Origin of the sequence: Streptomyces sp. NPDC001604 (genome assembly GCF_042893475.1) — a bacterium.
Lineage (GTDB): Bacteria > Actinomycetota > Actinomycetes > Streptomycetales > Streptomycetaceae > Streptomyces.
In genome coordinates, this window is record NZ_JBIAUY010000013.1 from 241,242 (window position 1) to 268,084 (window position 26,843).

Here is a 26,843-nt window from a genome sequence, read left to right on the forward strand (position 1 = left end):
CTGCAGTTCCGTGGCCCGGTACACGACGGCCTGCGGACGGGCCGTGCAGCCGCTCTGCGCATGCGGGTTGGCGGTCAGCTTCGCGTAACCGGCGGTGTAGGCGCGGCGTCGGCCTTCACCTTGGCGGCCATACGGGCGAGGTCAGCGCCGGCAGGCAGGAGGCCGGGTGCGCGAAGGCTCCGCCCACGGCCGCCGAGGGGGCGGCGACGCCGGCGAGACCGACAGCTGCGACGCGTGGCCTTGAGCATGGTGCGCCGACTGATCTGTCGTGTCGCATGCATGCACAGGAGACGGCGAATGTGTCGGATGTATTGACGCGCTCTCCATTCCGGATTTAGCCTCTGCCCGATTTCACGAACAGTGTTCGATATCTCGTTCAACGTGCCCGATTGGACAGGGAGTTGGTTATGAAGGCTGCCGGCCCAAGCGCCGCCCACCTCGAACGCCTTCACCGGCGCTGAGAAGCACAGACACCCGGCCCGTGTCGCAGCCGCCCCACCTGGGCGGACGCATGTGCTCTCGCGCCCTGACCCGCCGTCACCACGGCGCCCTGGGCGAAGCGGTGAAACCCCGTCGTTCGCCCCCCCGGTTCCAGCCCGGGCGCTGTCCTGGTCCTGTCCCGCCCATTCCGAGACCAAGTCCCCCCTGCCACCCCGCTCCCCCTTCGCCCGACGGTGGCACCCGCACCCGACAGGAGATCCGATGTCTGCGCTCCGCGCCCGGCTGACGGTGATATTGCTCGCCGTCTGCCTCCTCTTCACGGGCCAGGCCCTCACCGCACCCCAGCGGGCGGCCGCTGCTGACCCCGGCTACCTGATGGTGCACTTCACCGGGGAGGGAGCGACCAACCAGCAGATGTACCTCTCCCACAGCACCGACGGCCTGCACTGGAACGACCTCAACGGCGGCGGCATGGTCCTGCGCTCCACCGTCGGCACCAAGGGCGTTCGCGACCCCGCATTCGTCCGATCCCCCGACGGCAGCAAATACTGGATCATCGCCACCGACCTGTGCATCAGCTGCGGGCAGGACTGGAACGCCGCCATCAACAACGGCAGCCGCAACCTCGTCGTGTGGGAGTCCACCGACCTGGTCACCTGGTCGCAGCCGTGGCTGCTGAACGTCGCCGGTGCGATCCCCGACGGCCGCAACGCCTGGGCACCCGAAGCGATCTGGGACCCCGAGAGCAACGACTACGTCCTGTACTGGGCCACGAACGTCCCCTTCAACGGCGCGACGAAGCACCGCATCTTCGCCGCCCACACCAGCGACTTCCGCACCATCACCACCCCCCAGCTCTACATCGACCGCCCCGGCACCCAGGAGATCATCGACACCCAGATCATCGAAGTGCCCCCAGGCGTCGGCAACTACCGCTACGTACGGGCCTCCGGCGACGGACAGATCACTCTCGAAGGCAGCAACTCCATCCTCGGCACGTGGACCAAACTCGGCGATCTCTCCGGCATCGGCCTGACCGGGTCGATGGTCGAGGGCCCGATGTGGATGAAGTTCAACGGCACCAACAAGTGGGCGCTCTACCTCGACCAGTACGCCACCAACGGCGGCTACATGCCCGTCACCACGACCGACCCCTCCAACCCCGCCGCCTACCAGAAGCAGGCGTCGACCAGCTACAACATGGGCGGCACCAAAAAGCGCCACGGCTGGATCATGAACCTCACGGCCGCCGAGGAGAGCCGCGTGCTCGCCCGCTGGCCCAACACCCCGGCGCAGCGGCTCCAGTCGTACAACTTCCAGGACCGCTATGTACACCACACCAATTTCGACGTGCGCATCGATCCGAACGTCAGCCCCGTCGAGGACTCCCAGTTCCGGCTGCGGCCCGGCCTGGCGGGCACCGGCACCGTCTCCTTCGAGTCGGTGAACTACCCCGGCTACTTCCTGCGCCACGCCAACTACGACTTCCAGCTCGTGTACAACGACGGCAGCAGCCAGTTCGCCGCGGACGCGACCTTCCGCAAGGTCGCCGGGCTCGCCGACTCCACCTGGTCGTCGTTCCAGTCGTACAACCACCCCGACCACTACATCCGCCACTACGCCTACGAGCTGCGCCTCGACCCGATCACCACAGCGACAGCCCGCAGCGATGCCACCTTCCGTGTGACGAACTGACCCGCATCGCCAGGAGCACCGACGCCTCCAGGCCGGCGCCGACACGGAGGCGTCACCCCCAACGTCCGCACGGCCCCAATGGCGGCACCAAGGCCCAGGTCCCGAGGGCGTTCGCGCCGCAACACCACACAGAGGGACGGTGAGGCGGCGAAAGAACGGTGCGGCCACCGGGCAGGTGTGGGCGTGGGATTCCGGGTGCGGCGTCAGGCGTGCAGCACGACCTTTCCGGCGACGGTGCCGGACTCGGCCAGCCGCATTGCCTCGGCGGCCCGGGTGAGCGGCAGCTCGGCGGCGATCTGGGCAGTGATCTCACCGCGCTGCAGCGCAGCGAACACCTCGGTGAGGTCGGCGTGCAGCCGGGCCCGGAAGCGGCCGGGGCTGAGGGCCCGGCCGGCCCAGACGTTGAAGAAGTAGGCGCGGCGGCGGTTGGGCAGGGCGTTCCACACCCAGATGCGGCCGAGCAGCTTGAGCACGGGCCACTGCTTGGAGCCCTCATCGTCCCGGGTCGAGGCGCTGCCGTAGGAGACGAGCGTGCCGCCAGGCGCGAGAAGGCGCCAGGAGTCGACGACGCTGCGGCCTCCGACGTGGTCGAAGACCGCGTCCACTCCGCCCGGCGCCAGCTCGCGGACGCGGGCCGGGATGTTCTCGGTGCGGTAGTCGATCGGGGTCACCCCCCGTTCTCGCAGGGCCCCGTGGTGGAGCGCTGAAGCGGTGCCGATCACCTTCGCGCCCACGGCCTGGGCGAGTTGGACCAGGACCGAGCCGACTCCCCCGTTGGCGCCGTGCACCAGGACGGTCTGCCCGGCGCGGAGCCGGGCCTTGCGGTGCAGCATCTGCCACGCAGTGATGCCGTTGACCACCACGGTCTCCGCCTCCGCCGCGCCGACCCCGTCCGGGACCGGCACCGCGTCGGCGGCGTCGACGACCACGTGGCTGGCCCAGCCGCCGACCTTGAGCAGCGCGGCCACCCGGGTGCCCACCAGGCCGGGAGCGACGCCGTCGCCCGTCGCCATGACGGTGCCGACCAGGTCGTAACCGGGGACGAACGGGAAGGGCGGCTGGTCGTAGTAGCGGCCGCGGCGCATCTGCTGCTCGGCGAAGGACACGCCGGTGGCCTCCATTCGCACGACGACCTGGCCCGGACCGGCGGTCGGGACGTGCCCCCGGCGCATCTGCAGTCCCTCCGGCTCGGCCTTGCCCGGCAGCACGACCTCGACCATCTCTGCAGCGTTCATGGCGACCTCCATCGATCCGACCAGCACAGTTAGTAGCTGGTGCTTTCGTTAGAAGTTATAACTTCATCGCGGAGTGACAGTCAAGAGCGTTCGTAATAGGGTCTAACTCAGGACATGCGCCGGGAGACGGATCCCCGGAGGCCGGTGATCACACGCGAGAAGGGATGAGCACATGACCGTCGCGGGCAAGGAGACACCGCGCGACCGCTACCGCGCCCAGCTACGGGCCGAGATCAAGGAGCACGCCTGGGAGCAGATCGCTGCCGCCGGGGCGCCGGGGCTCTCCCTGAACGCCATCGCCAAGCAGATGGGCATGAGCGGCCCCGCGCTCTACCGGTACTTCGCCAGCCGGGACGCGCTGATCACCGAACTGATCCGGGACGCCTACCGCAGCCTTGCCGACACCGTCCGCACCGCTGCCGCCTCGGGCGCGGACCTGGCGGGACTGGGACGCGCGCTGCGCGCATGGGCACTGGACGGCCCCCAGCGCTACTTCCTCATCTACGGCACACCGGTCCCCGGCTACCACGCACCCGACGACATCACCGCGATCGCATCCGAGATCATGCAAGCCCTCCTCGACGCCGCCCGGCCGACCGGCAAGACCATCGTCACCGTGGACGACGGCCACCCCGCCACCCACCTGGAAGCCCACCTCGCCCAGCACCGGCAATGGGCGGCAGACCACCCCGCGCCCCCGGCCGCCCTGCGCCGCGCCTTGCACTTCTGGACCCGCCTGCACGGCGTCCTCTCCCTGGAACTGGCAGGCCACTTCACCGGCATGGGACTCGACCCGGCCGAGCTCTACGACGACGAACTGCGCCACCTGAGCCAGTAGGCGCCCCCTCCAGGCGCAAAGGCTGCGGCGATCATGGGAACGGCTGCCTCATGACCGCCGAGTCTCGTGCGTGCGATGAGCCGGGCGCGGCCCGGGCCCGGGCATCACATGCGGCACGTGCCGCGTCTTGGACTTGTACGGAGGATCCGACAGGTCATTGACATGCGTGCCCGGCTCCGGGCGGTGAACCAGCCGCGTTCGCCGAGTGGTTCGACAGTTAGGGCTACATCGGCTCCCGCATCCAGGGCGGCGGCCATCAACGCCTGGTGGTCCACCGGGGTCCTCGACACCGACCGCGTTCTCCCGGTGAGGCACCGCGCGTCGCGGCCCGACCGGCTTCCTCCGCGACGACCCGACAGCCACCACCACAGGCGCTGCCTCCTCGGCCATTGCCTCCAGATACTGCTCCAGACCGATCACTCGGCGCCCGAGTACCTCTTCCGCGTCCGCCAGGTCCGCCCGCGCCCCGCACCAGTTCGGCTTCCAGCGACACCCACCACCAGCCGCTCCGAACGCGGCACCCGCCTCTGATCGCCTGCCACACCCGTCGGCGTGCTATGTTCCCCTCCATCGATCAGCAGGAATCCTGATGGTTGGTGACGTCAAGCATGTCCTCGAAGGGAGCCGGTATGTCCCTGTTGGCCCGGCCGGCGGTGGCCGCCGTAGCCGCCCGAACGATGCAGCGCCTGACCCGGCTGGCCGACCGGCGTCCCAGCGGGCCCGGATCCGCCGCCGCCTCACACGCCAGGTTCCCCGAATACCCGCGGAACGTCGACGAGTTGACCATCCCCACGTCGACGGCCCCGGCCCGGGCCACGGTCTACCGCCCGGCGGCCGAGGGAGTTACGCCGCCGGTCCACGTCAACTTCCACGGCGGCGGGTACGTCGTCGCGCTCACCGAGACCGACGATCCCCTCTGCCGCTTCCTCGCCGCCGAGGCGGGCGTGGTCGTCGTCAACGTCGACTACGCCGTCGCGCCACAGCATCCGTTCCCAGCGCCGCCCCGGCAGGCGTACGAGGTCGTGCGGTGGGTCGCCGAACACGGAGCGGAGCACGGCTGGGACGCTTCCCGGCTCACCGTCGGCGGACAGAGCGCCGGGGGCGGCCTCGCGGCGGCCGTGGCTCGGCAGGCACTGGAGGAGGGCGGACCGCCGATCGCCCTCCAGGTCCTGCACTATCCGCCGCTGGACCTGGTGACGAACGCCCGCGAGAAGCACAGTGCCGCCGCCAAGCCGGTGCTGCGGCCCTGGATGGCCGACGTCTTCGACACCTCGTACGTCCCCGACCCGGCGATGCGTGCCGACCGGCTGGTGTCACCCGCGCACCCGTCGGACACGGCCGACCTGAAGGGGATCGCACCGGCGGTGGTCATCACGGCCGAGCTCGACCTGCTCAAGGGGGAGGGTGTGCGCTATGCCGACCGGCTCAGAACGGCGGGGGCGCTGGTGGAGCACCGGGATGTGCCGGGAGTCGACCACGGGTACGACAGTTCGGACGACCAACGGGCCCGTGAGACCTATGCCCTGATAGCCCGTCATATACGGCAGGCAACTGCCGGCGCCTAGGGTCTCACCGCCTCCTGAAGGGCCCCACACTCAGTTGGCGGGCCTGTTCGGCCGCACGACCCCCGGGACGTGCGAACGGGCCGGGCCCCTTGGCGCGCTCGCTCCCTCCGGCCGCTGGACCGCGCCGGTTCACCTCGGCGTCGTTGGCGCTGACGTTGCCGGGCTGGAAGGTCGCAGCCAGCCGTTCGCCGGTGTTGTCACAAGCGGCGACGAACACATGATGTCCGAGGAAGCCGTTGCAGGTGCCGTGGGCTGCCTCCTTCTCCGACGGTGCCGGGATCAGCGTCCTGTCGCCTCATCAGTGCCCCGGAATGTCATGCGCTTTGCGGCCAGGAGGTCAGCCGGTCAGCGCGGCGAGGGTGTCGTCCAGGTCGGTGGCCTTGGGCTGGTTGTGGGGGAATTCGGCCAGGATCTTGGCCATGCCACAGGTGTTGGTGAGGGCAGAGAAGACCAGTCCGCCGGCGACGCCCGCGGAGAGCCAGCGGGCCATACTCCAGCGTTGTCCGGCGATCAGGCCGGTCAGGACGAGGGATCCGGCGGCGAGGCGGACTTGGCGGTCCATGGGCCAGGGGGCGCGGGTGCCGGCCGGGCGGTGGGTGTCGTGGCCGAGCTGCGTCCAGGCGGTGGTACCGCCGATGAGGGTGGCTGCGGTGATGCCCTGGTCGGCCAGGCGCAGGCTTGGGCGGAGCGGGCGCCGGAGGCGCACACGATGAGGAGGTCGCCACGGTCTGCGGCGGTCTTCAGGGCGGGCAGGGCGGCATCGAGGCGGTCGAGGGGGATGTTGTGGGCTCCGGGCAGGTGGCCGGAGGCGTATTCGCCGGGGGTGCGCACATCGATGACGGTCAGCTCGTGCAGGCGGACGTTGACCTGATCGGCGGTGAGGGCGGTGGTGGTGGGGGCCACGGAATTTCCCTTTGCTTGGTTCGGGTTACCCCTTCGGTAGGATACCCAAGGGGGTATCGAGAAGGAGCGTGGGTTGTGGAACTGGCGATGGCGGCCGAGGAACTGAAGACAGTGGTCAACCGGCTGCGCCGGGCACAGGGCCAGATCGCCGGTGTGATCAAGATGATCGAGGAGGGGCGGGACTGCGAGGACGTCGTCACCCAGCTCGCCGCGGCGTCGCGGGCTCTGGACAAGGCCGGTTTCGCGATCATCGCCACCGGTCTGCAGCACTGCCTGACCGACGCCGACATGGCCGCCTCCGGCGACCGGGAGCAGATGCGCACCCGGCTGGAGAAGCTGTTCCTGTCTCTGGCCTGAGCCGTGGTGCCGCGACGCCGATCATCCGTCTGACTCCTCAGGCGAGGGCGTCGATGAGCATGAAGGCGGCCACCGTCAGCAGTACGACGGCGAAAGTCCGTTGCAGCAGAGAGCCGGTGACGTTGGCGGCCAGGCGTTTGCCGTCCCAGGCGGCCAGGATCGCCGCCCCCGTGAAGGGGCCGATGACCGCCCAGTTGACGCCCGCGGTGGTGGCGCCGCGGGTGGCCAGGGAAGCCAGCGCGTTTGCCGAGATGACCAGCAGGCTGGTGCCTACGGCGGCCTGCATCTCGAATGCCAGCACGGTGACCAGGGCCGGGACGGCGAGGAAGCCTCCGCCGACCCCGAGCAGACCGGTCAGCGCGCCCAGCCCCACGCCGGTTCCGGCGGCCTTGGCGGGCCGCGCCTCGCCGGCTGCCGGGCCGGTGGCGGTGCGGCTGGGGCGCAGCATCTTGACGGCGGCGAGTGCGGCGACGGCCGCGAATGCGACGGTCAGTACCGGCTGGGGTAGGCAGGATGCGGCGGCTCCCGCTGCGGCCGCGGGCAGGAGTCCGGCCGCGGCGAACAGAGCGCCGGCTTTCCAGCGGACGTTGCCGGTGCGAGCGTGGGCGTACAGGGCGGTGAGCGAGGTTGCCGTCACAATGATCAGGCTGGCGGTGGTCGCAGCGGCCGGCGTGAAGCCGAGCAGGTAGATCAGCGCCGGGACGGCCAGGACACTCCCGCCCCCGCCGAGCGCGCCGAGCGCGAGCCCGACCACCGCCCCGGCGATCAGGGCCAGGATCAGAGCACTCACGCTATGACACCGTTGCTGCCGCCCGCACCGATGACCGGCAGCCCCGCACGCGCCCAGGCGGTCATGCCGCCGGTGACGTCCGTGGCCTGAACGCCGCGTCCGGCCAGCATCTGGGCGGCCTGCTGGGAGCGGTGACCGGAGCGGCAGATCGTGACCACCGGCCTGTCCTGCGCGGCTGCCGGGAGCGACGCCCCTGCCGCCAGTCGGGAAAGGGGCAGGTGCAGTGCCTCGGGCGCGTGCCCGGCGTTCCACTCGGGTGTTTCGCGTACGTCCAGCAGGACGGCGGTGCCGTCGCCCGTCTGCTGGTGGGCCTGCTGGGGGGTGAGGCGGCCGGGGCCGCGGCGAAGGATCGACAACATCGTTTGATCACATTCGTTGTGGTGGGCGGGGAAGATGCGTTGTGGTGGGTGGGGAAGGGCGTGTCAGTCGGTGCGGCCGGGACCGGTGAGGGTCAGTCCTGCCTCGGTGGCGGCGTCGAAGCCGTCGTCGATGGCGACCACGTCGCGGCCTGCGGCATCCAGCAGGGAGGCGGCGATCGCCGCGCGCATCCCGCCGGCGCAGTGGACCCACACCATCCCGTCCGGCACCTCGCCGATGCGGCCGTACAGCTCGTGGATGGGGATGTGGACGGAGCCGTCGACGTAGCCGCCCGCACGCTCCGCATCGCGGCGCACGTCCAGCACGACCACGTCGTCGCCGCGCTCACGGACATCGGCGAGATCGACGAAGCGCGCGCGGGGGAACGAGGCGAGCTGCTCGCCCTCGCGGATCCAGCCGGCCGGGTCGCCGGTGGCGGCGGCGGCCGGGCGGTCGATGCCCACCCGCGCCAACTCCCGCTGCGCGTCGGCGATCTGCTCCGGGGTGTCGGCGAGCAGAGTGACGGGCTTGCCCCACGGGATCAGCCAGGCCAGGTAGGTGGCGAGCTTGCCCTCGCCCTCGAAGTTGAACGACCCGGCCACGTGCCCCTCGGCGAAGGCCATGCGGCTGCGCAGGTCCACCACCCACTCCCCCGCGGCCAGCCGGGAGGCGATCTCCTCGGCGTCCGCCCACCCCGGCGGGGTGAGGTCGACCGGCGCGGGGCCCGCGGCGTTGGCCGGACCCATGTGCGCGTAGTAGGCGGGCACGTCCTCCAGTCCGGCGAGCATCCGCTGAACGAAGGTGTCCACGTCCAGGGCCAGCGCGTCGTTGGTCTCGCGCTCCTTGCCGATCGTGGTCGCGTCCCCCTCGGCCTGGGAGGAGGAGCAGAAGCTGCCGAAGCCGTGGGTGGGCAGCACCGGCACCTCGTCGTCCAGTTCGTCGGCCAGTCGGCGGGCCGAGGCATGCTGGGCGCGGGCCAGCTGCTCGGTCAGCCGCGGCTCGACCAGATCGGGGCGGCCCACCGTGCCGATGAGCAGCGATCCGCCGGTGAACACCGCCACACCGCGCCCGTCCTCGGTCAGGGCGTAGGAGGTGTGGTGCGGGGTGTGCCCCGGAGTGGCGATCGCGCGCAGGATGAGGCCCTCGTCGACCGGCACGGTGTCGCCGTCGGCGATCGGGGTGCGGGCGAACGACACGTGCGCCCCGGCCGGCACCAGGTACTGGGCGCCGGTGACGCGGGCCAGCTCCAGGCCACCGGTGACGTAGTCGTTGTGCACATGGGTCTCGGCCACGAAAGCGATGCGCACCCCGCGGCGGGCCGCTGCGGCAATGACCTGGTCGATGTCCCGCGGCGGGTCTATGACCACGGCGGCACTGGGTCCGCCGGCCAGGTAACTGCGGTTGCCCAGGCCCTCGAACTCCAGGGTGTCGACGAAGAACACGGCTCATGACTCCTCTCGGACGATGTACCCCGGGGGGTATCCGGCTGTTACCTTAACAGCTATACCCGGGGGGGTATTCCAAAGGCGGGAATGCACCTCACTCGAGGCTTGACCCGACGCCCCACAGGTACCCCCGGGGGTATAGAGGAATCAGTTGTTCCGCACTATTCGGGAGAGCCCGTGCCCTACGACCGCACCATCCGCCTCGGCACCGACTTCGACACCACCGTCACCGCCGTACGCAACGCCCTGGCCGACCAGGGCTTCGGCATCCTCACCGAGATCGACGTCAAGGCCACCCTCAAGGCCAAGCTCGGCCACGACATGGAGGACTACCTGATCCTCGGCGCCTGCAACCCACCGCTCGCCCACCAAGCCCTCGAGGTCGACCGCAGCATCGGCCTGCTCCTGCCCTGCAACGTCGTCGTTCGCCGCGCCGGCGACACCACGCTTGTCCAAGGCCTCGACCCGGGCACCATGGTCACCCTCACCGCCCGGCCCGCCCTGGAGCCGGTCGCCGCCGATGCCACGACCCGGCTGGACGCCGCCCTGCAGTCCCTCGCCTGACCCACTCAGCCCGGCCGGCGACCCCAGGCGGACTCAGCAGAAGGAGGACGAGCCCACACCGCTGACAGAGTGACATCGCTGAGTTCTCACGCGTGAAGCCACACGTCGTGCGAGACAGATTCTGACAGGACTCCGGGTGGTCCATCTCGCGTGTCGGCACTACGGGATTGATTAACGCTCCGCGCCAAGTCGGCCCGCCAGACCCCGGCTGGGATCCGAGCCATAGTCACTCGCGTGTGGCGTGTGCTCGGTCGAGCGGGATGACGACGGCTGAGCATCGGGCGATCTGCTCGCGGACCCGGCGCGGGCGATCGACACGGTGTGCGCGCACGGGCGGCGCCGAGCTGCCACTGGCGCAGTGGAAGACGTACGTCCCCGAGGTGCCGTACCGGAGGGTCTGCAGGAGTTGATCCGAGCCGCGGGGGCACTACACGCCGTCGCGGCGCACTGGTTGCTGGGGAACATCGCCGAGGACGCGCGGGACACGGAACGGAGGGGGCGGACGAGCACTGCGTCCGGGCGCTGAGCCTGTTGCAGCGGGCGGGGTCGGCCGGGGACCTGGCCGATCTGTGCAGGCTGCTGGGGAATCTGCTGCGCCGTACCGGGCGGGTGGACCCAGGACGCATAGCGGCGGACCTGGTGTTCATCCAACCCTGCCAGGCCCATTCCGGACTGAAATGTCTCCTCCACCCACCACCTCCCACCACCTCGACCCGGCGACGCGCACAGGAGACCAGGGGCACCGAGGTGGGTAACCAGCAACGGAAGTAGGCGAGTTCACTGGTGGTGCGGTTGCGGCGGATCAGCAGCCGGTGGCTGCCGGGCCAGCCGGGCTTCGACCAGGTCGATAACGGCCCAGTCGTAGAAGCGGTGCCCCTTGGCGCCCGCCCCGGCCGACAGCTTCTGCCAAGCCCTCCTGGGCACCCTTGCCGCCAGAGCATCCGCGCAGAACTTCCCTGCACCGGTGCTGACTTCAGCTGAGCAGGCGACAGCGAGCACGTAGCCAGCCTGGCGCTCTTCCAGTATGGACCGCATCTTCGGGTTGCCGTAGACCTGGTCGCCGACGACCCAGCCCACGCGGTGCCCGGTGTCCAGGAACCGGCCGATCATGCGGGCGGCCAGCTCCGGCTTGGTCGCGAACGCGGTGTCCTCACCTAGCCCGGCAGCCCGGCAGCGGTCCGCATCGAACGACCACGAGCGCGGAATGTAGCCCCTGTGAACACGCGGGCACTCCCCGTGAATTGGACGAGTCCTGGATCTGCGTTGTACATCGCCTGCACGGGCCCTAACCAGCACGAAGCGAGTCTTGAGTCATCCCGACGGACACCAGCCGCCAAGGAGTTGCGATGACCCGAAAGACCCGTCTGCGCGCCGCCCTCGTCACCGCCACCGCCGTTGTCACCGCCGCCACCGTGACGGCCGGGGTCAGTGCGGCCGGCCCCGACAAGAGGGCCGGGGAGCCCAGCAAGAAGCAGATCGCCCACCTCTTCGACCGCTGGAACGCAGCGCTGCAAACCGGCGACCCGGAGAAGGTCGCCGGCCTGTACGCGAAGGACGCGGTGCTGCTGCCCACCGTCTCCAACAAGATCAGAACCAACCACGCGGAGATAGTCGACTACTTTGAGCACTTCCTGAAGAACAAGCCGGTCGGCAAGAAGGTCGAGACGATCGTCAACGTGCTCGACCGGAACTCCGCGATCGACACTGGCATCTACGAGTTCACGTTCACCGACCCGAAGACCGGCGCCAAGAGCACCGTCGAGGCTCGCTACACCTACGAGTACGAGAAGCGGGGCGGCACCTGGCTCATCGTCAACCACCACTCCTCGAAGATGCCCGAAGGCTGATGACCACCCACAGGCCGCCGCCGGGCGCGTCCTTCAGGCCGACCGTGCCGCCGTCGTCGGCCACCATCTGTGACGACGGAGAGGCCGAGGCCCGAACCGGAGCGCCCGGTCAAGCCCTGACCGCGCCAGAAGCCGTCGAAGGCGCGGGACTTCTCCGCGTCCGACGTGCCGGAGCCCTCGTCCAGGACAGAGAGCACCACTTCGTCGCCCCTCGGCTCCACCCGGACAGTGATCGTGCCGCCGTCCGGGGAGACCTCCAGCGCGTTTGAGAGCACGTTGTCCAGCACCTGCTCCAGATGACCGGGGCTGGCCAGCACAGACGGCCGGCCGTCGGCACTCCCCCTGAGCGCGACGGTGACTCCGCGCTCGTCGGCGGCCGGTCTCCACACCGACTTCGTGTCCCGAATCCGCAGAGCGCCGTAAAACCAGGTCTTCTCCGGCCCGCGGCCGTAGTCGACCTCGGACTTGATGCGGTGACCGTCCGGCGACCAGCCCGGCGTCGGCGGGAAGGTGTGGGGGATCACCGGTGCGAGCTCGTCGGCGCAGACGACCGTGGCGCCATCGGGCCGGGCAGGTGTAGAGCTCGATGGTCCTGGTCCTTTTCCCCGAAGTCCGCGTCCTTCGACCGGTTCCTGGAATGGGTGCGGCGCCAGCGCTCGCCCTCAGCCAACCCATCCGTCCGCCTCGGCGGCCAGCGCGTCCAGGGTCCGCTCCGGCGGCCCGGACTCATCCGCCGCGGCCGGCTCGCCGTCGGCCTGCACGGTCAGCCGCCCTGGGGGCGGCTGTCTGTCGGCGTACGGCCTCTGGTGAGTGGCGTCGAAGGTGGGCCATGAGGATGACGCGCTGGCGCAGGAGTGGAACTCCTGCACGGCCGGCCATGATCCTCTTCTGGAGCTTCAGGTCTGTGATGCGGCCTTCGTTGACGCCGGAGTTGTATGGGGTAGTGATTCCCTGCAAGACGGCGTGCTGGTCCTCGCGGATGGCGTTGGCCAGGCTGGCCAACGGCGGGAGCCGGGAGTTGGTGAGGTGGTCAAGCCAGTCGGGCAGTGGGGCGGCATTGCGAGCGTCCAGCATCGCGGCGAACTGCCGTACAGGTCATGGGTTCGGGCCAGTTCTGGGCAGTGCGCGAACAGCCGCCGCAAGGTCTCGGTGGCGTGCAGGCCGCGCTGGGACGGTGTGGTGGTGATCCGCCGGGCAACCTGGCGGGGCGAGGGTGGCCGTTTGTCGGATGAGCTGTGGGATCGTCTGTAGACGTTGCTGCCGCAGTACGAGCGGCGCTTTCGGTATCCGGGCCGCAAGGCGACCGGTATCCAGTGGGAGTGCCTCCGGAAGGAACTGGGCTTCGGCTCGGGCGTGACCTGCTTTCCATACTATGTCGTGACATTCTGTTCATCTCTAGTGCGTGGTAGCGATGGCGGAGGGTAGCGACGCTGTCAAAACCCCCACGCTCAGCAGGAGTACTAGCAGTGAACGTTTCCCTATCCGTCTGGCTGCTCACCGCCGTGGCGCTGTGTGCGCTCGTTGCCGTGGACTTCTTCGTAGGGCGTAAGCCGCACGACGTGTCGATCAGGGAGGCCGGAGTCTGGGCCGTCGTCTGGGTGGTTCTGGCCTGTCTGTTCGGGCTCGGGGTGCTGGTGTTCGGCGGGTCGGGACCGACCGGCGAGTTCTTCGCCGGGTACATCACGGAGAAGTCGCTCAGCGTCGACAACCTCTTCGTCTTCGTCCTGATCATGGGCAAGTTCGCGGTGCCCTCGCAGTACCAGCAGCGCGTGCTGATGGTCGGCGTCCTCATGGCCCTGGTCCTGCGTGCCGCGTTCATCGCGGCCGGCGCGGCCATCATCTCCGCCTTCTCGTGGGTCTTCTATCTCTTCGGCGCCTTCCTGATCTGGACCGCCTGGAAGCTCATCCAGGACGCCCGCAAGGACGAGCACGAGGAGGAGTACCAGGAGAACAAACTGCTCAAGGTGGTGGAGAGGCGTTTCGGCGTGACCGACCGCTACCACGGCACCAAACTGTGGATGGAGCAGAACGGCAAGCGGGTCATGACCCCGATGCTTGTCGTGATGCTCGCGATCGGCTCCACGGACGTCCTGTTCGCGCTCGACTCCATCCCCGCGATCTACGGGCTGACCCAAGACCCGTACATCGTCTTCACCGCCAACGCCTTCGCCCTCATGGGCCTGCGCCAGCTGTACTTCCTCATCGGCGGCCTGCTGAAGAAGCTCGTCCACCTCAGCTACGGCCTGTCGATCATCCTCGGCTTCATCGGCGTCAAGCTGGTGCTGCACGCGCTGCACGAGTCCGGCGTCCACGTGCCGGAGATCAGCATCCCGTTCTCGCTCGGCTTCATCGTGCTCGTCCTGACCGTCACCACGATCACCAGCCTGCGGGCCTCCAGGAAGCAGGAAGTGCAGGAACGGCGGGACATAGCCGAGGTGGAAGGCTCGGCCTAGCCGCGGCTCAGTCCCTCTCGGGGGGCGGCCTTCGCGCCCCGAGACCCAGAGCGCACCTGGGCGAGACGCAGTCAACCGCCAGGGCCAGCGCCTTCGAATGGGCGGTCGTCTCGAGGCTGTAGTGCGCCCCGTGGCCGGTCAGGGACGCGAGGCGCGCGGCGGCATCCTCGCTGCCCGCGGCGACGGTGTGCGTCGCCCCCAGCTCGCGCGCCGGCTCCAGCCGGTCCGGCCGGGTGTCAACACCGATGACGGTGGTGGCACCCGCGACTGCATCGGCCATGATGGCGCTGAGGCCGACTCCGCCGCATCCGAACACCACTGTGCTCCTTCCCGCCTCGCCCCTCAGCGAGTTGAGCACCGCACCCGCTCCGGTCTGAATACCGCACCCAGCGGACCGAGGAGTGGGCCCAGGGCGCCGCCCTGGTCACGGCTGTCGGAAAGCCGGCGTCCTCGTCACCGCGGTCCGCTACCAGGGCATCATCCACGACTTCGTGATGCTCAACGGACTGCGTGACACCTCCGCCGCCGGGCCGACATCAACCAGGCCGTCGACGTCCTGCGCAAGGCCGTGCACGCCAGTTGACACGAAGCAGAGCAAGGCGAGGAGCCCCGGGGCGCGCTGCGGCCCGTGGCTCCTCGCGCCTCGCCATGAAGGTGTGACCTCCAGGCGATTGCGCCCTTCCGGCCACTCGATCCTGGGCGTCCGGCGCACCCCGCGTGCGACAGTCGGCGCAGCTCAAGCCTTCCGGCACGCCTGGACGCCCGCCGCCGCGGGAACTCAGAAAGCAGACGACGGCTGCCCCAGGACAGCGTGGACGCCGCGTGCCAGCGCGTCGGAGACGGCCGGACCGTCGAGGTAGCCGCCGACCATGGCGCCGTCGCGCAGCAGGACCAGCATGGCCGCGGCGGCGGACGGGTCGGAGTGTCCACAGGCGGCCGCCAGGGAGGTGAGAGCTTCGCGGAACCAGGCGCGGTGCTCGTCGATGGCCCGGCGGACGGGGTGCTCCGGGTCCGGGTACTCGGCGGCGGCGTTGATGAACGGGCAGCCCCGGAAGCCGGCGCCGCAGGTCTCGTCCGCGATCCCGGCGACGAGCAGATCGAGCGCCTGCTCAGGAGAGCCGACCTCGGCGGTGCCGGCGGCGAACTGGGCGCGGATCGCGGCATCGCGGCCACGCAGGTAGGCCAGCACCAGGTCGTCCTTGCTGGGGAAGTGCCGGTAGAACGTCGCCTTGGTCACCTGGCCCTCGGCGATCAGGCGGTCGACCCCGACGGCCTGGATCCCCTCGGCGTAGAAGAGGCGCGACGCGGTTTCCAGCAGCCGCTCACGCGGCTGCGACCTGGGGGTGGCACGGTCGGTCACGGCATCCATACCCCCAGAGTAACAGACAGGTCTGTCTTGACACCGGCCCTGCAGGAGTGCTCTGCTTGAGACAAGACAGAACTGTCTGTCTCTATCGAAGGAATGGTGAGCATGTCCGCGAAGTCCATCGTCCTGATCCACGGCCTGTGGCTCAGCCCCCACAGCTGGCAGCCCTGGATCGACCGCTACCAGGCGCAGGGGCACACCGTCCACGCCCCGGCCTGGCCCGGAATCTCCGAGCTGCACGAGCCACTCGACCACGACCGGGCACCCGCCGGCCTGGGCGTGCGCGAGATCACCGACCACTACGAGCGCTTCCTGCGCACCCTGGACGAGCAGCCCATCATCATCGGCCACTCCTTCGGCGGCCTGATCACCCAGATCCTGCTGGACCGCGGCCTCGGCGCCGCCGGCGTCGCCCTGCACCCCGCACCGGCCAAGGGCGTCCTGCGCCTGCCGCTGTCCACCCTGCTCGCCACCCGGCCCGTCCTCGGCAACCCGGCCAACCTGCGCCGCACCGTCAAGCTGACCGACCGCCAGTTCCACTACGCCTTCGCCAACACGCTCCCCAAGGAGCAGGCCGCCGCCGAGCGCGCCCGCTGGTCCGTGCCCGGCGTCGGCCGCCCTCTGTTCCAGGCAGGCTTCGCCAACTTCACCCCCGCCCGCAGCGCCGCCACCGCCATCCGGTTCGACAACTCCGACCGCGCACCGCTGCTGCTGGTGGCCGGCACGGCCGACCACATCGTGCCGGCCGCGGTCGTGCGCGAGACCCACCGCCGCTACCGCCGCTCCAACGCGCTCACCGAGTACAAGGAGTACGCCGGCCGCGACCACGGCACGGCCCTGCACGAGGGATGGGAAACCGTCGCGGACGACGTCGTGGACTGGGCTCGGCAAGTGCGACGACCCGCCCACACCTGCTGATACCGAACCGCGAGCCTGCGATGCTTACCGCAACGCCGCAGCATCGCGGTGGTCGGATCGCACGGGCCGCGGTGCCTGAAGTGCCCGCTTCCGCCGTCGGCCGCCGTCCCCCTCGTCAGGAGGACCGCACGAGGCCCACCTGCCAGCCGGTCGCGGGCACCGTGGTCTCCTGCGAGTGGACGACGGCGACGGACCACCCGGCCGTCCAGGTCTGCCGTCACCTCGCCGAGGCCCTGCACGAGCTCGGCTGCCCCAGGACCGCATCGACGACGTCGTCCTGGCCGCCTCCGAGCTCGCGGCCGGCGCCACCGAGCACGCGGAAGGCCCCTACCGCCTTCTTCTCCACCAGACCGGACCCGCCTACCTCCTGGAGTGCTACGACCACAGCAGCACCCTCCCGCCTGTCGACGTCCATCCGGCAACTCCGCTCAACGACTCGCCCCTGAGCGAACCGGACACCGACGCGCTGCTGATGCAGCAGGGCGAGCGTGGCCGCGGACTCGCCATGCTCGCCTGTCTCTCCGCTGGGGACCCGCCGTCCAGAGGACGCCTAACGGCAAAGGGGTGGTGGCTGGGTGCGCGCCGGACACCACCTCGCCTGACCCTGCTCTGGAGAATTCGGCAGGCTGCCGGTACTGGCCGAACTCCAGCGCGAGCTGATCGTCGCCAACACGATGGACGGCCTCGCCTCCGCCCGGGCCTGCGGAGCCACCTGCGGGGATCACCTCTTATCCGGTCGGGAGCTCTGGTCGAACCCAATCGCCTTGACGAGAGCGACCGCTTGATCACCGATGAACACAGGGTGCGGAGAGTGGCTCGATGTCCGCGGTGGCGGTTACCTCGCCCGCCCTGGCCGGCACGGTAGGGAACGTACCGAACAGCACGGCACGATGGTGGGGGACGAGGCGTTCGACGACCTCGCCAAGGTTGTGCCAGACGTGCCATTTGTCCGCGCAGTGCTGGGCGTTCGGGGCGCCTTCACGGGCGCCGTCGGCAAACAGCATTGCTCGGTTCCCGGTACACGATCTCGACACCGGAGTGCTCGCACAGCCACGCGGCGATACTGTCCACGTCGCGGTCGGGCAGCAGGTCAAGCCGCTGGTGCGTCTCGCAGCCGACCAGGACGGTTCGGCGAAGGCGGCCCCTCCTGTCGTGAACTCGTCGCATCCAGCACCAGTAGAGCCGCCCAGGCCGGATCTGGCAGTGCCATGACCAGGCGACAGGACCTCATTCGGCTGATGACGACACCGAGTAGCAGCGCCAGGCGCGTCACCGCGCGGGCCGCCAGGACCACGCCCAGCGCCGCGCGCATCCGCAGCAGGACGGACGGGCGCCGACCGTACCGACAGGTCAATCCCTCGACCTGCTCGGCGAACGTCACCCGTCGGCACCCCTTGTTGTCGCAGAACAACCGGCGCACTGACGGCAGGCGTTCCGGGTCGGGCAGACGACGTGGGGGTGCAGTTCCACCTCGAGATCGGACCGGAACGCACCGCCCACTGGCCCTCCGAACAGCTGGAGCGCCACGGCGTGGATCCGAAGGACCTCTACCGCGCCGCGGTGCGAGAGGACGCAGCTGCTACCCAGGTGTGGCGGCAGGTTGCACTGCGGTTCGCGGACCGCGTGCTGGACCTCCGGCGACATGGACAAGTCCCGGGCGCAGGTCGATGACGGCGTCGGACACAGGGTGATCGTCAAGCGGATCCGCGTCAGACAACACTCTCGCCGGGTCTTCACCGCTCCAGGACGGTCTACCGGACGTGGGGCATCGCGGTAATGGTCGACCACAACTTCGAGCAGACGGCCGTTGCAGTCCTGCGATCCCAGCACGCGCGCTGGAACCGCTGCCCCGGTCAGCGGCCTGGCTGCCGGATATCAAGCAGGGTTGACGTCTTCGACAAATGGCCGCGGCGGCACCTGATGGAGCGCCACACTGTGAGTACGGGACGGGGGGTGCTCATGAATGCGATGGACCCGACGAGCAGAGCGAGTGAACGCACCGGTCGGGAGGCCGAGTTGGCCGTCGGGCTGCGCATCCTGCCGGAGAACGGCGGCGGCCTGGAGACGGTGGAGCGGCTGATCCGCGGCCTGCGCCGGGAGCTGGGAGAACTCCACGGCGTCTGTGTGGGCCCTGCACCCTCCGGCCCGCCCCCGCCCGGCGCGAAGGGCGACGCCGTCACCATCGGGGCGATCGTCGTGGCGCTCAGCGCGTCCGGCGGGGTGCTCACGGCGCTGGTGGACACCCTGCGCGACTGGCTGGGGCGGCGCGCCGTGCGCGATCGCATCGTGGTCAGCATCGGTGACGACAGCCTGGAGCTGGAGCACGCCACCGACGCCGAACGAGCTGCCCTCGTCCAGGAGTTCGTCCGACGCCACAGCGGATCCGACCCGTCATGAGTCGGCGTCTTGCGCTGCTGGTCGCCACGTACGAGCACGACGACCCGGGTCTCAGCCGCCTGACCGCGCCCGCCCACGACGCCGAGGCGCTAGCCGAGGTCCTGCGTGACCCCGCCGTCGCCGGCTTCGACGTCACCCTCCTCGTCAACGAACCGCACTACCGGGTCGGCGAGGCGGTCGGCGATCTCTTCGACCGCCGGCGCAGCGACGACCTGGTCCTGCTGTACTTCACCGGCCACGGCCTCAAGGACGAGGACGGCCGGCTGTATCTGGCGATGCGCAATACCCGCCGCGGAAGCCTGCTGTTCACGTCACTGCCCGCCGAGCAGGTCGACCAGGCCATGACCGGCAGCGACTCACGGCGCCAGGTCCTGATCCTCGACTGCTGTTACAGCGGCGCGTTCCCGGCCGGACGCCTCGCCAAGTCCGATCCGCAGGTGCATGCACTCGAACGCTTCCAGGGCCGGGGCCGTACGGTCCTGACCGCCTCCGACGCCATGCAGTACTCCTACGAGGGTGACCGGCTCACCGGATCCGCAGTCCAGTCCGTCTTCACCCGCCACCTGGTCACTGGCCTGCGTGAGGGAACCGCCGATCTGGACGGCGACGGCGACATCACCGTCGACGAGCTGTACCGCTACGTCCACGACCGCGTGGTCGACGAGATGCCGCAGCAACGGCCCAAGCGGCAGGACGACGTCGAGGGCCGTATCGTCATAGCCCGCAACGTCCACTGGACCCTCCCCCTCCACCTCCGCAACGCCCTGGACAGCCCCGTCCCCGAGGACCGCCTGTCCGCCCTGGACGGCCTGGCCCATCTGCGCCGCGTCGGCAACGAGACGGTGCGGGCGAAGGTGGAGGAGCAGATCGAACGGCTGGTCGGGGACGACAGCCGGAAGGTGTCGGCCGCGGCGGAGGAGTTGCTGGGGCGGGGGCGGCTGGTCGTCGAGGAGCAGGTCGTTGAGGACCAGGTCGACGAGGCGCCTCCGGCGAGCGCGCCACAGGCACCTGCAGAGGGCGTCCCCCGACCGGAACCCAGCCCCGAACGGCCTTCTGTCACCCGCCTGTTGAAGGAACGGTTTCTGGCGGGTGCCCGTGCCGGACAGCAGAGGGTCAGGAGGAGTGCGTACGCCTTCGGCCTGCGGGGCGTCGCCGGTGTGCTGGCCGCACTCGCGTCGGCGCTGATGCTGTGGGGGCTGCTCCGCGAGGGCGAGACCTACACCCTGTACGGCACTTGGGAGTTGGGCAGAGTCGGCTGGTACGTCGTCGGCACGTCCGCGGTCGCCCTGGTCGCGGCGATTCTCCTGGTCGTGCCGAAGTTCCGGGGACCCGCCGGAGCGGGCGTGCTACTGGGATGTGCGGCCGCGTCCGTATGGGGCATCGTGTACTTCACCGCGAACGCGACCTCCGACTACGTGTTCAAAGACGCCGCCCGCCTTGAACTCGCCGGTCACGCGGTGCTCTTGGCCGCCGCGGTCGTCGCCGCGCTCGATCTCTTGCGTGCCAGGGAAATCGCCGTCGATCCTCGCCCGCCGCGGGCTGTCTGGAGCTGGGTGGTACTCGGCACGGCGTGCGGGGTCGCCCTGGTGGGCGTCCTGGCGCCCGCACTGCTGCTGCACCAGATCGCCGGACTTCGACAGGTGAATCCGCACCCGCAGCTCGCTCTCTGGTTCCACGCCTTCTTTGCCACCGGCGTGACGGCGGCCGTCGTCCCTCTCTGCGCAGCCGTACTCACACCACGCCGGTTCGGTCACGCCCTGCTGCTTGGCTGGGCCGCAGTCACGCTCGCGGTGGCGGCGGCCACGTACGCGTGTTTTCTCGGGCTCGGAGAAACTCTGGGCAACGTCGTGCTCGCCGGGGCCACACCGATGGCGCTGGCCGTCCTCGCGACGCTCCTGGCACGCTGGGGCCGGACGATCGAGGGACCGCCGCAGCGGCCCCGGTGGCGGATGCTGGTGGCGGCGCTCGTCCTCCTCCCCGCCCTGGCCGTCGGCGGTGGGATCCTCGCGGAGCGCACGGCGCACCGCACAGCGGTGACCCCGCTGGACGTCGCCTACGCCAAGGACGGCAAGACCCTGTACGTCACCACCGAGTTGTACTGGGCTGTCGCGCACAAAGACGACCCGCCGGCATCGATCAGCGTCCTCGACGCGGCGAGCGGCCGGACGATCAAGGGCCCAGTAAGGCTCGACGCGGCGACCTCGGACGTGGCATCGAGCGACGACGGCCGCTATCTGTATCTGGCGCAGTCCAAGACCCGCACCGTCACGGTGTTCGCCGCACAGGAGATGGAACCGGTCGGCACACCCCTGCGCCTGCACGGCAAACCGTTCCGGATCAAGGTCACCTCGGACCACCGCGCCTGGGTCTTCAGCGGCGATCCCGACGAGGCCACGTCGATCGACACCCGCACCGCCAAGCTCGACAAGCGCCGCATTCCCCTGGGCAAGGACTGGACCGACGCCACGGTGAGCCCTGACGGCCGACGGCTCTACGTGGCTCGGGGCACGTCGGTCTCGGTGATCGACCCGGACACGGGCAAGGTGGTCGACGCACCCATCGAGCTCGGCGGCAAACCCGTCGCCCTCACTCCGGACCCGGTCGATGCCACACGCGTATACGCGGTCGTGGAGACCGGCGACAGCGAACAGGACGACCAACCCGCGCTCGTCGTGGCTCTGGACACGAAGAGCGGCATCGTGCAGGGCATGACCAGTGCGCCGGACGCCTACGCTCACAGGATGGTCGTGAGCCCGGACGGTCGGCGGCTGTACGTCATGCACCACCTCTTCGACCGCGGCAGTGTCTCCGTCGTGGACACCAGGACGATGAAGGCTCTGGGGAAGCCGGTCGACGTGGACGAGCCGCCGATGTCCGTCGCGATCTCGCCCAGCGGTGACCGGGTGTGGCTCGCCCTGTTCAGGGACGTCGCATCCTTCCGGACCGCCGACCCGCACTCCGTCTCCCACTTCGCGGTGAAGACTCCATGAGAAGGCCCACGGGGCCCTCCGACCGCCCGGCACGCGGCGAGGCGGTGCAGCGCGCGGCGCGTACTGCACCGCCGACCGGCACGCGTGCGGGCGGACCAACCAGGCGCAGCGCGGCGTGCGCGTCGGCCACCAGATCGGCCGATGTTCCCTCGACCCACGTGGTGGCCCGATTCCCGTTCACGGAGCCGAACTTACATCGAGATTCGAACTCCGGGAGCTGCATTCAGCGGACGTCAGCCATAAGGCTTGGGGCCAGCAGAGACTGCGCCCCGCACCGGATCCCTGGCAGGAACAAGCGGTGCGGGGGCAGCCGACTCATCCCCTGAACGGAGACCGTGCCGGTCGCGCTCCCTTCTGTGGGTGCGCGCCATCGCTAGTCGCTCTGCAGGGTCAGTTCCTGGTCCATGTCGACGTCGCCGGTTTCGGCGGCGTGCTCGATCCACCCCAGCGCCGCCCGAACCCGGGCGATGTTCTCGGCCAGCACCACCTGTTCGTCGTCGGACAGGGTGCGTCCGCGCAGTCCGGGGACCACCCGGTTCGTGGCGGCCACGAAGGCGTGGCATGCCCCGACCACGGTTCTGCGGTGGGCCTCTGCGGGGCTCCGGTGGGACGATGGGATGGGTGATCCTTCAGCTCGGGAGGCGAATCATGGGGCAGGCACGTGAGGTCATGGACCGGCTCACGGAGGCGGTCACCACGCACGCGGACCCGAAGACCATCGGTGAGCTCTACGCAGCGGATGCGGTCGCGTTCACCCCTGACGCAGGGGAGATCCACGGGCGCGACAACATTGCCGAGTACTGGCGGCAGATGACGGACGCGATCCCGGAGGGGTCGTACCAGTCGGTGCACTCGTACGAGATCGGGAACACGGCGATAGACGAGGGGTTCTTCAGCGGCCGGAACACGGGGCCGATCCAGCTGCCCTCGGGAGACACGCTGCCTCCTACGCAGAAGGAGGTCAGGATCCGCGGGGTGGACCTGGCCACCGTCGACGAGGACGGGCGGATCGCGGACTACCGGCTCTACTTCGACGAGATGGAGTTCCTGGGGCAGCTGGGGCTGCTGCCCGACGAGCCGTCCTGAGGGCGGTTCATCAGGCCCCCGGCGCCCACATGATCACGGCCATGCCAGCCAGGCAGATCAGTGCGCCGGTCACATCCCAACGGTCGGGGCGGTAGCCGTCGGCGGAAACCAGGATCTGCCGGAACCAGCCCCGGCGCTACCAAACTGGAGCCCGATGCCGCCGTGGGCGCTGGAGCGGCTGACGTCCCGCACCAGCCGCATGTAGGTGGTCAGGCCAGGCTGGCGGGTGCCGACTACGTCAGCACTCGCGGCCAGCTCGCCACCGGCAGGGACCGAGACTCTCAGACGCCCGGCCTCAGTCTGGTGCAAGGGACGCGGCCTCGAGCGGTGAAACACTCGGGACCGCATACGCATGCTGTGGGATCAGAAGTTGGAGATGACGTTGGTCAGGACGTTCTCGATGGTGTTGGGGTCTTTGGCGTCATAGGCGCGGGCGTGGCCGGCCTCGGCTATCTGCTGCAGTTTGTCGATGCAGGCGTCGCTGCCGTAGGCGATGGTGAAGACCCGCACGGCGGGTTCGTCGGGGTCGCCCAGCGTTCCGGTGACCTCTTCCAGGACGGCGCCGCCCTGGGTTTCCTCGCATCCGTCGGTCAGGACGACGACGGCATTGATGGCGTTGGCGTCGTAGTGGTCGCGCAGGCTCTTCACCGCATCCTCGACGGTGCCGTACAGAGCGGTCCCGGCGTCCTTCTTGAGGGCGTTGACGTCGCCTTCGAGGCGCTGGCGCTGTGTCTTGCCGTCCGCTGCCCGGCTGCCCATTGGGGCGATCTTCTCGTCGGTGGTGTGCCGGTCGGAGAAGTGCCACAGGCCGACTTTGTCGGTGTCGGTGAAGCCGTTCAGCAGGGCGCCGTGGGCCTTCTTGACCAGGTCGAGCTTGCTGGGCTCGCCGGATACCCGCTGCTTGCCTTTCGCGTTGAGGTCCATCGAGCCGGAGGTGTCGATCGCCAGCAGCACGTTGGCGGGTTTGCGCAGCTGGCGCCACACGGTCAGCAGCTGGTCCAGGACCGGGTCCGGGGGCTGGCCCAGCGCGTCGGGCAGCTTCTCGTGCGGGACTCCGTTGGCGGGTGTGATGCGGGTGGTGAGGCCGGCCGAGGGGGTGCGGAAGCCCAGCGCCGCGAACGCGTCGCGGGCGGTCGTGGAGGCGGTGAGGAAGTGCCGGAAGTCGGCGGCAACGGTCTTCTTGGCGTCGGGCAGGCCGGGCAGGGTGATGTAGGGGTGGTCGGAGTAGATCGTGCCGACGCCGTCGGCGTTGGTGGGGTGGAAGGCAACCAGCTTGGTGCGCGGTGGCTTCTTGGTCCTGGCGCAGCCGGGCTCCTGGGACCGTACGCCGCAGGGGTAGCCCATGTTGTAGGCGACGACGCTGTTCTCCTCGACGGTGACCGCGGAGAGATAGGCGGCCGCCTGGCCGGCGTTGTCGTAGCGGCGCAGGTTGGCCAGGTAGGTCAGGGTGGTGTCGCCGTAGTGCACGACCGCCTTCTCCATCGTGCGGACCTTCTGCTGCATGGCCTCATCGTGAAGGTTCGCGGTGGTCAGTTCGCTGCTGGTGCCGGTCTGCGCGTAGAAGGAGGCGAAGGTGGCGTTCAGCCCGGAGGTGGAGTACTCCGGGTTGGTCTTGCCGAGCTTGAAGCCGGGCCTGCTCGCCAGGTCCGCCAGGTCCTGCCAGCTGATCTTCTTGTCCGGCCAGCCCAGCTTCTTCGCGGCCGGCTCCGGCATGGCGATGGTCAGCGGGCTGGTGACGATCGAAGCACCCGCAGAGTGCGGCAGCAGGTCACGCGTGTGGGGGTTCACGGCCCGCTGGCGGGCGATCTGCAGCCACACATGCGAGGCGGGCGACCACACGTCCGGGCGCGGGCCGTCGACCGCGGTCTTCCAGCCGCCGGCCAGGGCCCGCATGGCGGTGCCGGAATCGACGCTGTCGACGGCGACCTGCACGCACTGCCCGTGGCTCAGGTGCGCTCCGTAGTGGCCGGCCAGGTCCGTGAGGATCGCGGACTTGTCGGTCGAGGACGCGATCCTCAGGGTCTGCGTCGGCTTGGCACAGGAGGCCAGCCCGGATTCCGCTGTCTCCTGGGCACCGGACTGCTGCCCGATGAGGACGGCGGCCGTCACCGCCAGGGCCACCGCGATGCCCGCCGCCACCAGGGCCGTCCGACGGCGGAACCACGGCCTCTGGGCCACCCGCTGATCCCCCTCGGGCGGCGCTTGCCCGGACCCGGGCGGCGCGTCTTGTGGCTCCTGCCCGGCCGGCTCCCCCGGCTCCCCCGGCTCCTCTGAGTTGCCGGACGCGGTCCACGCCGTGAGGAGGTCCTGCGCCGATCCCAGCTGTTCCCGGCTCGCGTCGGGCAGCACCGCGCAGGCGTCCACGAGCGCATCGGCGAACCGCCCGAGCGCTTGCGGGCCGGACTCGGCAGTAGCCCGGGCCGCGAGCTCGCGCAGCCGAGTCCAGGTCTGGACGTCCAGGCTGCAGGCCCGCACGAATCCCTGGAAGGGGCCCTCGCTCGGCAGCGTTCCGTTCGTCACCTTCGACAGCGTCGTCTTGTCGTACCGTGCCTCGCCGTACATCTGCTCCAGGCTCAGTCCCAGCGCTCTGCGCCGGATGGTTAACGCCCAGGCCAGCGCCTTCACCGGGCTCTCCTGCGGGGTGTGGCCGGTCGGCTTGCGTCCTGGCGTGGCCATCACGCCTCCCGGGCCGGGAGCGAGACGGCGAACAGCTGGCGTACCACGTGCCCGGCAGCCATGCCGCCCCCGGCCACGCAGGCCAGCGCGGTCTGCGGCGGGTAGCCGACCGCCACCAGGACGACCACCACGATCTGGATCAGGACGAACACGCCCGCCCGCCAGCTGGGCGGCACGAGGACGCACTCCCCTACGACGTTGCGCTGTGTATTGCTCACAGTGGATTCCTCCGGTCCGGACACGATGCGGTCAGCCGAAGGCCATGAGGCGGCGGAGGGCTGCAACCCTCCACCGCGGCCTCGGCGGCTCCACAAGCCTTTGCCAACCGGCCACCGCTGCACCACAGTTAACCCGGCATCAGCAACGAGCAGCACCTCTTCGCAACATCTCCCCGATGCCGCACGACGACCGGTCCTGCAGCATCCAGACTCCCGGCAACCTCCTCTCAGACCGCTCACAGGACGCATCCACCTCCGCACCGGCCTACTCACGCGGATTTGAATTTCCGCAGGTCGCAACCGGGTTGCATTGTTGCGGGACCCACTTGGCAACAATGCGCACCGCCCAATCAACGGCGTATCCACCACACTGGGAGGCGATCCCGCGGCGCGGGATCAGCCACAGCGGAGGTCCCTTGGTCCGGACACCGCGGCACGATGGCCGGCCCCCCGCTGCAACGGAGGGCCGGCCCGCCGCACCCCTACCGGCAACAACTCCCCGTCCGGCACTTCCGAAACAGCAGAGCAAACGGATGACATGCCTTGCGCCACAGGTGTTGCGATCAATGCAGTGCGCACCCATAGCCACTGAGAGCGAGGACTCACCTCGCGAGTCCGCCTTGGCCACGGACATCAACCCGTCCGGGTGAGTGGTCAATTCAGGTACCTGCTGACGGACAGTTGATCGGTGCCAGACGAACG

General features: G+C 69.7%; 23 protein-coding genes and 6 pseudogenes. 13 read left to right on the top strand and 16 right to left on the bottom strand.

The window, feature by feature from the left end; genetic code table 11:
• The first annotated feature begins 702 nt into the window (after positions 1 to 702).
• Positions 703 to 2,136, top strand: a complete 1,434-nt coding sequence (locus tag ACFY1E_RS31075; RefSeq protein ID WP_389081557.1) for a glycoside hydrolase family 43 protein — start codon at positions 703 to 705, stop codon at positions 2,134 to 2,136.
• A gap of 203 nt (positions 2,137 to 2,339) precedes the next feature.
• On the opposite strand, the gene ACFY1E_RS31080 is transcribed toward ACFY1E_RS31075, so the two are convergent.
• Positions 2,340 to 3,371: a medium chain dehydrogenase/reductase family protein gene (locus tag ACFY1E_RS31080; protein WP_389081558.1), complete on the bottom strand. Its 1,032-nt coding sequence runs from the start codon at positions 3,369 to 3,371 to the stop codon at positions 2,340 to 2,342.
• 172 nt (positions 3,372 to 3,543) lie between these two features.
• Between ACFY1E_RS31080 and ACFY1E_RS31085 the strand changes: the two genes are divergently transcribed.
• Both ACFY1E_RS31085 and ACFY1E_RS31090 read left to right on the top strand, forming a co-directional pair.
• Complete coding sequence (locus ACFY1E_RS31085) at positions 3,544 to 4,209, top strand: TetR/AcrR family transcriptional regulator (protein WP_389081560.1); 666 nt, start codon at positions 3,544 to 3,546, stop codon at positions 4,207 to 4,209.
• Between the two features lie 629 nt (positions 4,210 to 4,838).
• The gene (locus ACFY1E_RS31090) at positions 4,839 to 5,774 is read left to right on the top strand and encodes an alpha/beta hydrolase (RefSeq protein ID WP_389081562.1); all 936 of its coding nucleotides are present in this window, start codon (positions 4,839 to 4,841) and stop codon (positions 5,772 to 5,774) included.
• A 337-nt stretch (positions 5,775 to 6,111) separates the two neighbouring features.
• Here ACFY1E_RS31090 and ACFY1E_RS31095 read toward each other — a convergent pair.
• Positions 6,112 to 6,677, bottom strand: a pseudogene (locus ACFY1E_RS31095) (rhodanese-like domain-containing protein).
• Positions 6,678 to 6,752: 75 nt separating this feature from the next.
• On the opposite strand from ACFY1E_RS31095, the gene ACFY1E_RS31100 reads away from it, so the two are divergent.
• The gene (locus ACFY1E_RS31100; RefSeq protein WP_010358257.1) at positions 6,753 to 7,034 is read left to right on the top strand and encodes a metal-sensitive transcriptional regulator; all 282 of its coding nucleotides are present in this window, start codon (positions 6,753 to 6,755) and stop codon (positions 7,032 to 7,034) included.
• A 37-nt stretch (positions 7,035 to 7,071) separates the two neighbouring features.
• On the opposite strand, the gene ACFY1E_RS31105 is transcribed toward ACFY1E_RS31100, so the two are convergent.
• From ACFY1E_RS31105 to ACFY1E_RS31115, 3 genes are all read right to left on the bottom strand, one after another.
• A complete protein-coding gene (locus tag ACFY1E_RS31105) occupies positions 7,072 to 7,824 on the bottom strand; it encodes a sulfite exporter TauE/SafE family protein (protein ID WP_389081565.1) in 753 nt (250 codons plus the stop codon).
• Entirely contained in the window at positions 7,821 to 8,183 is a 363-nt protein-coding gene (locus tag ACFY1E_RS31110) for a rhodanese-like domain-containing protein (protein ID WP_389081567.1), read from the bottom strand. Before ACFY1E_RS31110 ends, ACFY1E_RS31105 begins: the two co-directional genes overlap by 4 nt.
• Positions 8,184 to 8,246: 63 nt before the next feature.
• Positions 8,247 to 9,623: a rhodanese-like domain-containing protein gene (locus tag ACFY1E_RS31115; protein WP_389081570.1), complete on the bottom strand. Its 1,377-nt coding sequence runs from the start codon at positions 9,621 to 9,623 to the stop codon at positions 8,247 to 8,249.
• Between the two features lie 180 nt (positions 9,624 to 9,803).
• Between ACFY1E_RS31115 and ACFY1E_RS31120 the strand changes: the two genes are divergently transcribed.
• On the top strand, positions 9,804 to 10,190 hold the full coding sequence (locus ACFY1E_RS31120; RefSeq protein ID WP_389081572.1) for a DUF302 domain-containing protein: 387 nt from the start codon (positions 9,804 to 9,806) through the stop codon (positions 10,188 to 10,190).
• A 615-nt stretch (positions 10,191 to 10,805) separates the two neighbouring features.
• On the opposite strand, the pseudogene ACFY1E_RS31125 reads toward ACFY1E_RS31120, so the two are convergent.
• Positions 10,806 to 11,432 (bottom strand): annotated as a pseudogene (locus tag ACFY1E_RS31125) (transposase); the annotation flags it as partial.
• A gap of 104 nt (positions 11,433 to 11,536) precedes the next feature.
• Between ACFY1E_RS31125 and ACFY1E_RS31130 the strand changes: the two are divergent.
• A complete protein-coding gene (locus tag ACFY1E_RS31130; protein ID WP_389081574.1) occupies positions 11,537 to 12,037 on the top strand; it encodes an SgcJ/EcaC family oxidoreductase in 501 nt (166 codons plus the stop codon).
• Here ACFY1E_RS31130 and ACFY1E_RS31135 read toward each other — a convergent pair.
• Both ACFY1E_RS31135 and ACFY1E_RS31140 read right to left on the bottom strand, forming a co-directional pair.
• Positions 12,003 to 12,432: pseudogene (locus ACFY1E_RS31135) on the bottom strand (sensor histidine kinase); the annotation flags it as partial. The gene ACFY1E_RS31130 and the pseudogene ACFY1E_RS31135 sit on opposite strands and share 35 nt — an antisense overlap.
• Positions 12,433 to 12,699: 267 nt before the next feature.
• Entirely contained in the window at positions 12,700 to 12,906 is a 207-nt protein-coding gene (locus tag ACFY1E_RS31140) for a hypothetical protein (RefSeq protein WP_389081672.1), read from the bottom strand.
• A gap of 313 nt (positions 12,907 to 13,219) precedes the next feature.
• Between ACFY1E_RS31140 and ACFY1E_RS31145 the strand changes: the two are divergent.
• Positions 13,220 to 13,402 (top strand): annotated as a pseudogene (locus ACFY1E_RS31145) (IS5/IS1182 family transposase); the annotation flags it as partial.
• A gap of 101 nt (positions 13,403 to 13,503) precedes the next feature.
• The gene (locus tag ACFY1E_RS31150; RefSeq protein WP_389081576.1) at positions 13,504 to 14,490 is read left to right on the top strand and encodes a TerC family protein; all 987 of its coding nucleotides are present in this window, start codon (positions 13,504 to 13,506) and stop codon (positions 14,488 to 14,490) included.
• Positions 14,491 to 14,497: 7 nt separating this feature from the next.
• On the opposite strand, the gene ACFY1E_RS31155 is transcribed toward ACFY1E_RS31150, so the two are convergent.
• On the bottom strand, positions 14,498 to 14,806 hold the full coding sequence (locus ACFY1E_RS31155) for a zinc-binding dehydrogenase (RefSeq protein ID WP_389081579.1): 309 nt from the start codon (positions 14,804 to 14,806) through the stop codon (positions 14,498 to 14,500).
• 118 nt (positions 14,807 to 14,924) lie between these two features.
• Here ACFY1E_RS31155 and ACFY1E_RS31160 point away from each other — a divergent pair.
• A pseudogene (locus ACFY1E_RS31160) lies at positions 14,925 to 15,073 on the top strand (esterase); the annotation flags it as partial.
• 195 nt (positions 15,074 to 15,268) lie between these two features.
• Here the strand turns inward: ACFY1E_RS31160 and ACFY1E_RS31165 are convergent.
• Positions 15,269 to 15,859: a TetR/AcrR family transcriptional regulator gene (locus ACFY1E_RS31165; protein ID WP_389081581.1), complete on the bottom strand. Its 591-nt coding sequence runs from the start codon at positions 15,857 to 15,859 to the stop codon at positions 15,269 to 15,271.
• A gap of 102 nt (positions 15,860 to 15,961) precedes the next feature.
• Here ACFY1E_RS31165 and ACFY1E_RS31170 point away from each other — a divergent pair, with 102 nt between their 5' ends.
• Positions 15,962 to 16,774, top strand: coding sequence for an alpha/beta hydrolase (locus ACFY1E_RS31170; RefSeq protein ID WP_389081584.1), 813 nt, complete (start codon positions 15,962 to 15,964; stop codon positions 16,772 to 16,774).
• A 217-nt stretch (positions 16,775 to 16,991) separates the two neighbouring features.
• On the opposite strand, the gene ACFY1E_RS31175 is transcribed toward ACFY1E_RS31170, so the two are convergent.
• Positions 16,992 to 17,189, bottom strand: a complete 198-nt coding sequence (locus ACFY1E_RS31175) for a hypothetical protein (RefSeq protein WP_389081586.1) — start codon at positions 17,187 to 17,189, stop codon at positions 16,992 to 16,994.
• A gap of 370 nt (positions 17,190 to 17,559) precedes the next feature.
• Positions 17,560 to 17,778, bottom strand: coding sequence for a hypothetical protein (locus tag ACFY1E_RS31180; RefSeq protein ID WP_389081588.1), 219 nt, complete (start codon positions 17,776 to 17,778; stop codon positions 17,560 to 17,562).
• A 955-nt stretch (positions 17,779 to 18,733) separates the two neighbouring features.
• Between ACFY1E_RS31180 and ACFY1E_RS31185 the strand changes: the two genes are divergently transcribed.
• Positions 18,734 to 19,171: a hypothetical protein gene (locus tag ACFY1E_RS31185; protein ID WP_389081591.1), complete on the top strand. Its 438-nt coding sequence runs from the start codon at positions 18,734 to 18,736 to the stop codon at positions 19,169 to 19,171.
• Entirely contained in the window at positions 19,168 to 22,161 is a 2,994-nt protein-coding gene (locus tag ACFY1E_RS31190; protein WP_389081593.1) for a caspase family protein, read from the top strand. Before ACFY1E_RS31185 ends, ACFY1E_RS31190 begins: the two co-directional genes overlap by 4 nt.
• A gap of 373 nt (positions 22,162 to 22,534) precedes the next feature.
• Here ACFY1E_RS31190 and ACFY1E_RS31195 read toward each other — a convergent pair whose 3' ends face one another.
• Positions 22,535 to 22,735, bottom strand: coding sequence for a DUF6192 family protein (locus ACFY1E_RS31195; protein ID WP_389081596.1), 201 nt, complete (start codon positions 22,733 to 22,735; stop codon positions 22,535 to 22,537).
• Between the two features lie 74 nt (positions 22,736 to 22,809).
• Here ACFY1E_RS31195 and ACFY1E_RS31200 point away from each other — a divergent pair, with 74 nt between their 5' ends.
• A complete protein-coding gene (locus ACFY1E_RS31200) occupies positions 22,810 to 23,247 on the top strand; it encodes an ester cyclase (RefSeq protein WP_389081598.1) in 438 nt (145 codons plus the stop codon).
• Between the two features lie 10 nt (positions 23,248 to 23,257).
• On the opposite strand, the pseudogene ACFY1E_RS31205 reads toward ACFY1E_RS31200, so the two are convergent.
• From ACFY1E_RS31205 to ACFY1E_RS31215, 3 genes and pseudogenes are all read right to left on the bottom strand, one after another.
• A pseudogene (locus ACFY1E_RS31205) lies at positions 23,258 to 23,356 on the bottom strand (hypothetical protein); the annotation flags it as partial.
• A gap of 254 nt (positions 23,357 to 23,610) precedes the next feature.
• Positions 23,611 to 25,923: a substrate-binding domain-containing protein gene (locus ACFY1E_RS31210; protein ID WP_389081601.1), complete on the bottom strand. Its 2,313-nt coding sequence runs from the start codon at positions 25,921 to 25,923 to the stop codon at positions 23,611 to 23,613.
• Positions 25,923 to 26,141 (bottom strand): hypothetical protein, encoded by a 219-nt coding sequence (locus tag ACFY1E_RS31215; RefSeq protein ID WP_389081603.1) that lies wholly within the window; start codon positions 26,139 to 26,141, stop codon positions 25,923 to 25,925. The genes ACFY1E_RS31210 and ACFY1E_RS31215 overlap by 1 nt, the downstream gene beginning before the upstream one ends.
• Positions 26,142 to 26,843 lie beyond the last annotated feature (702 nt).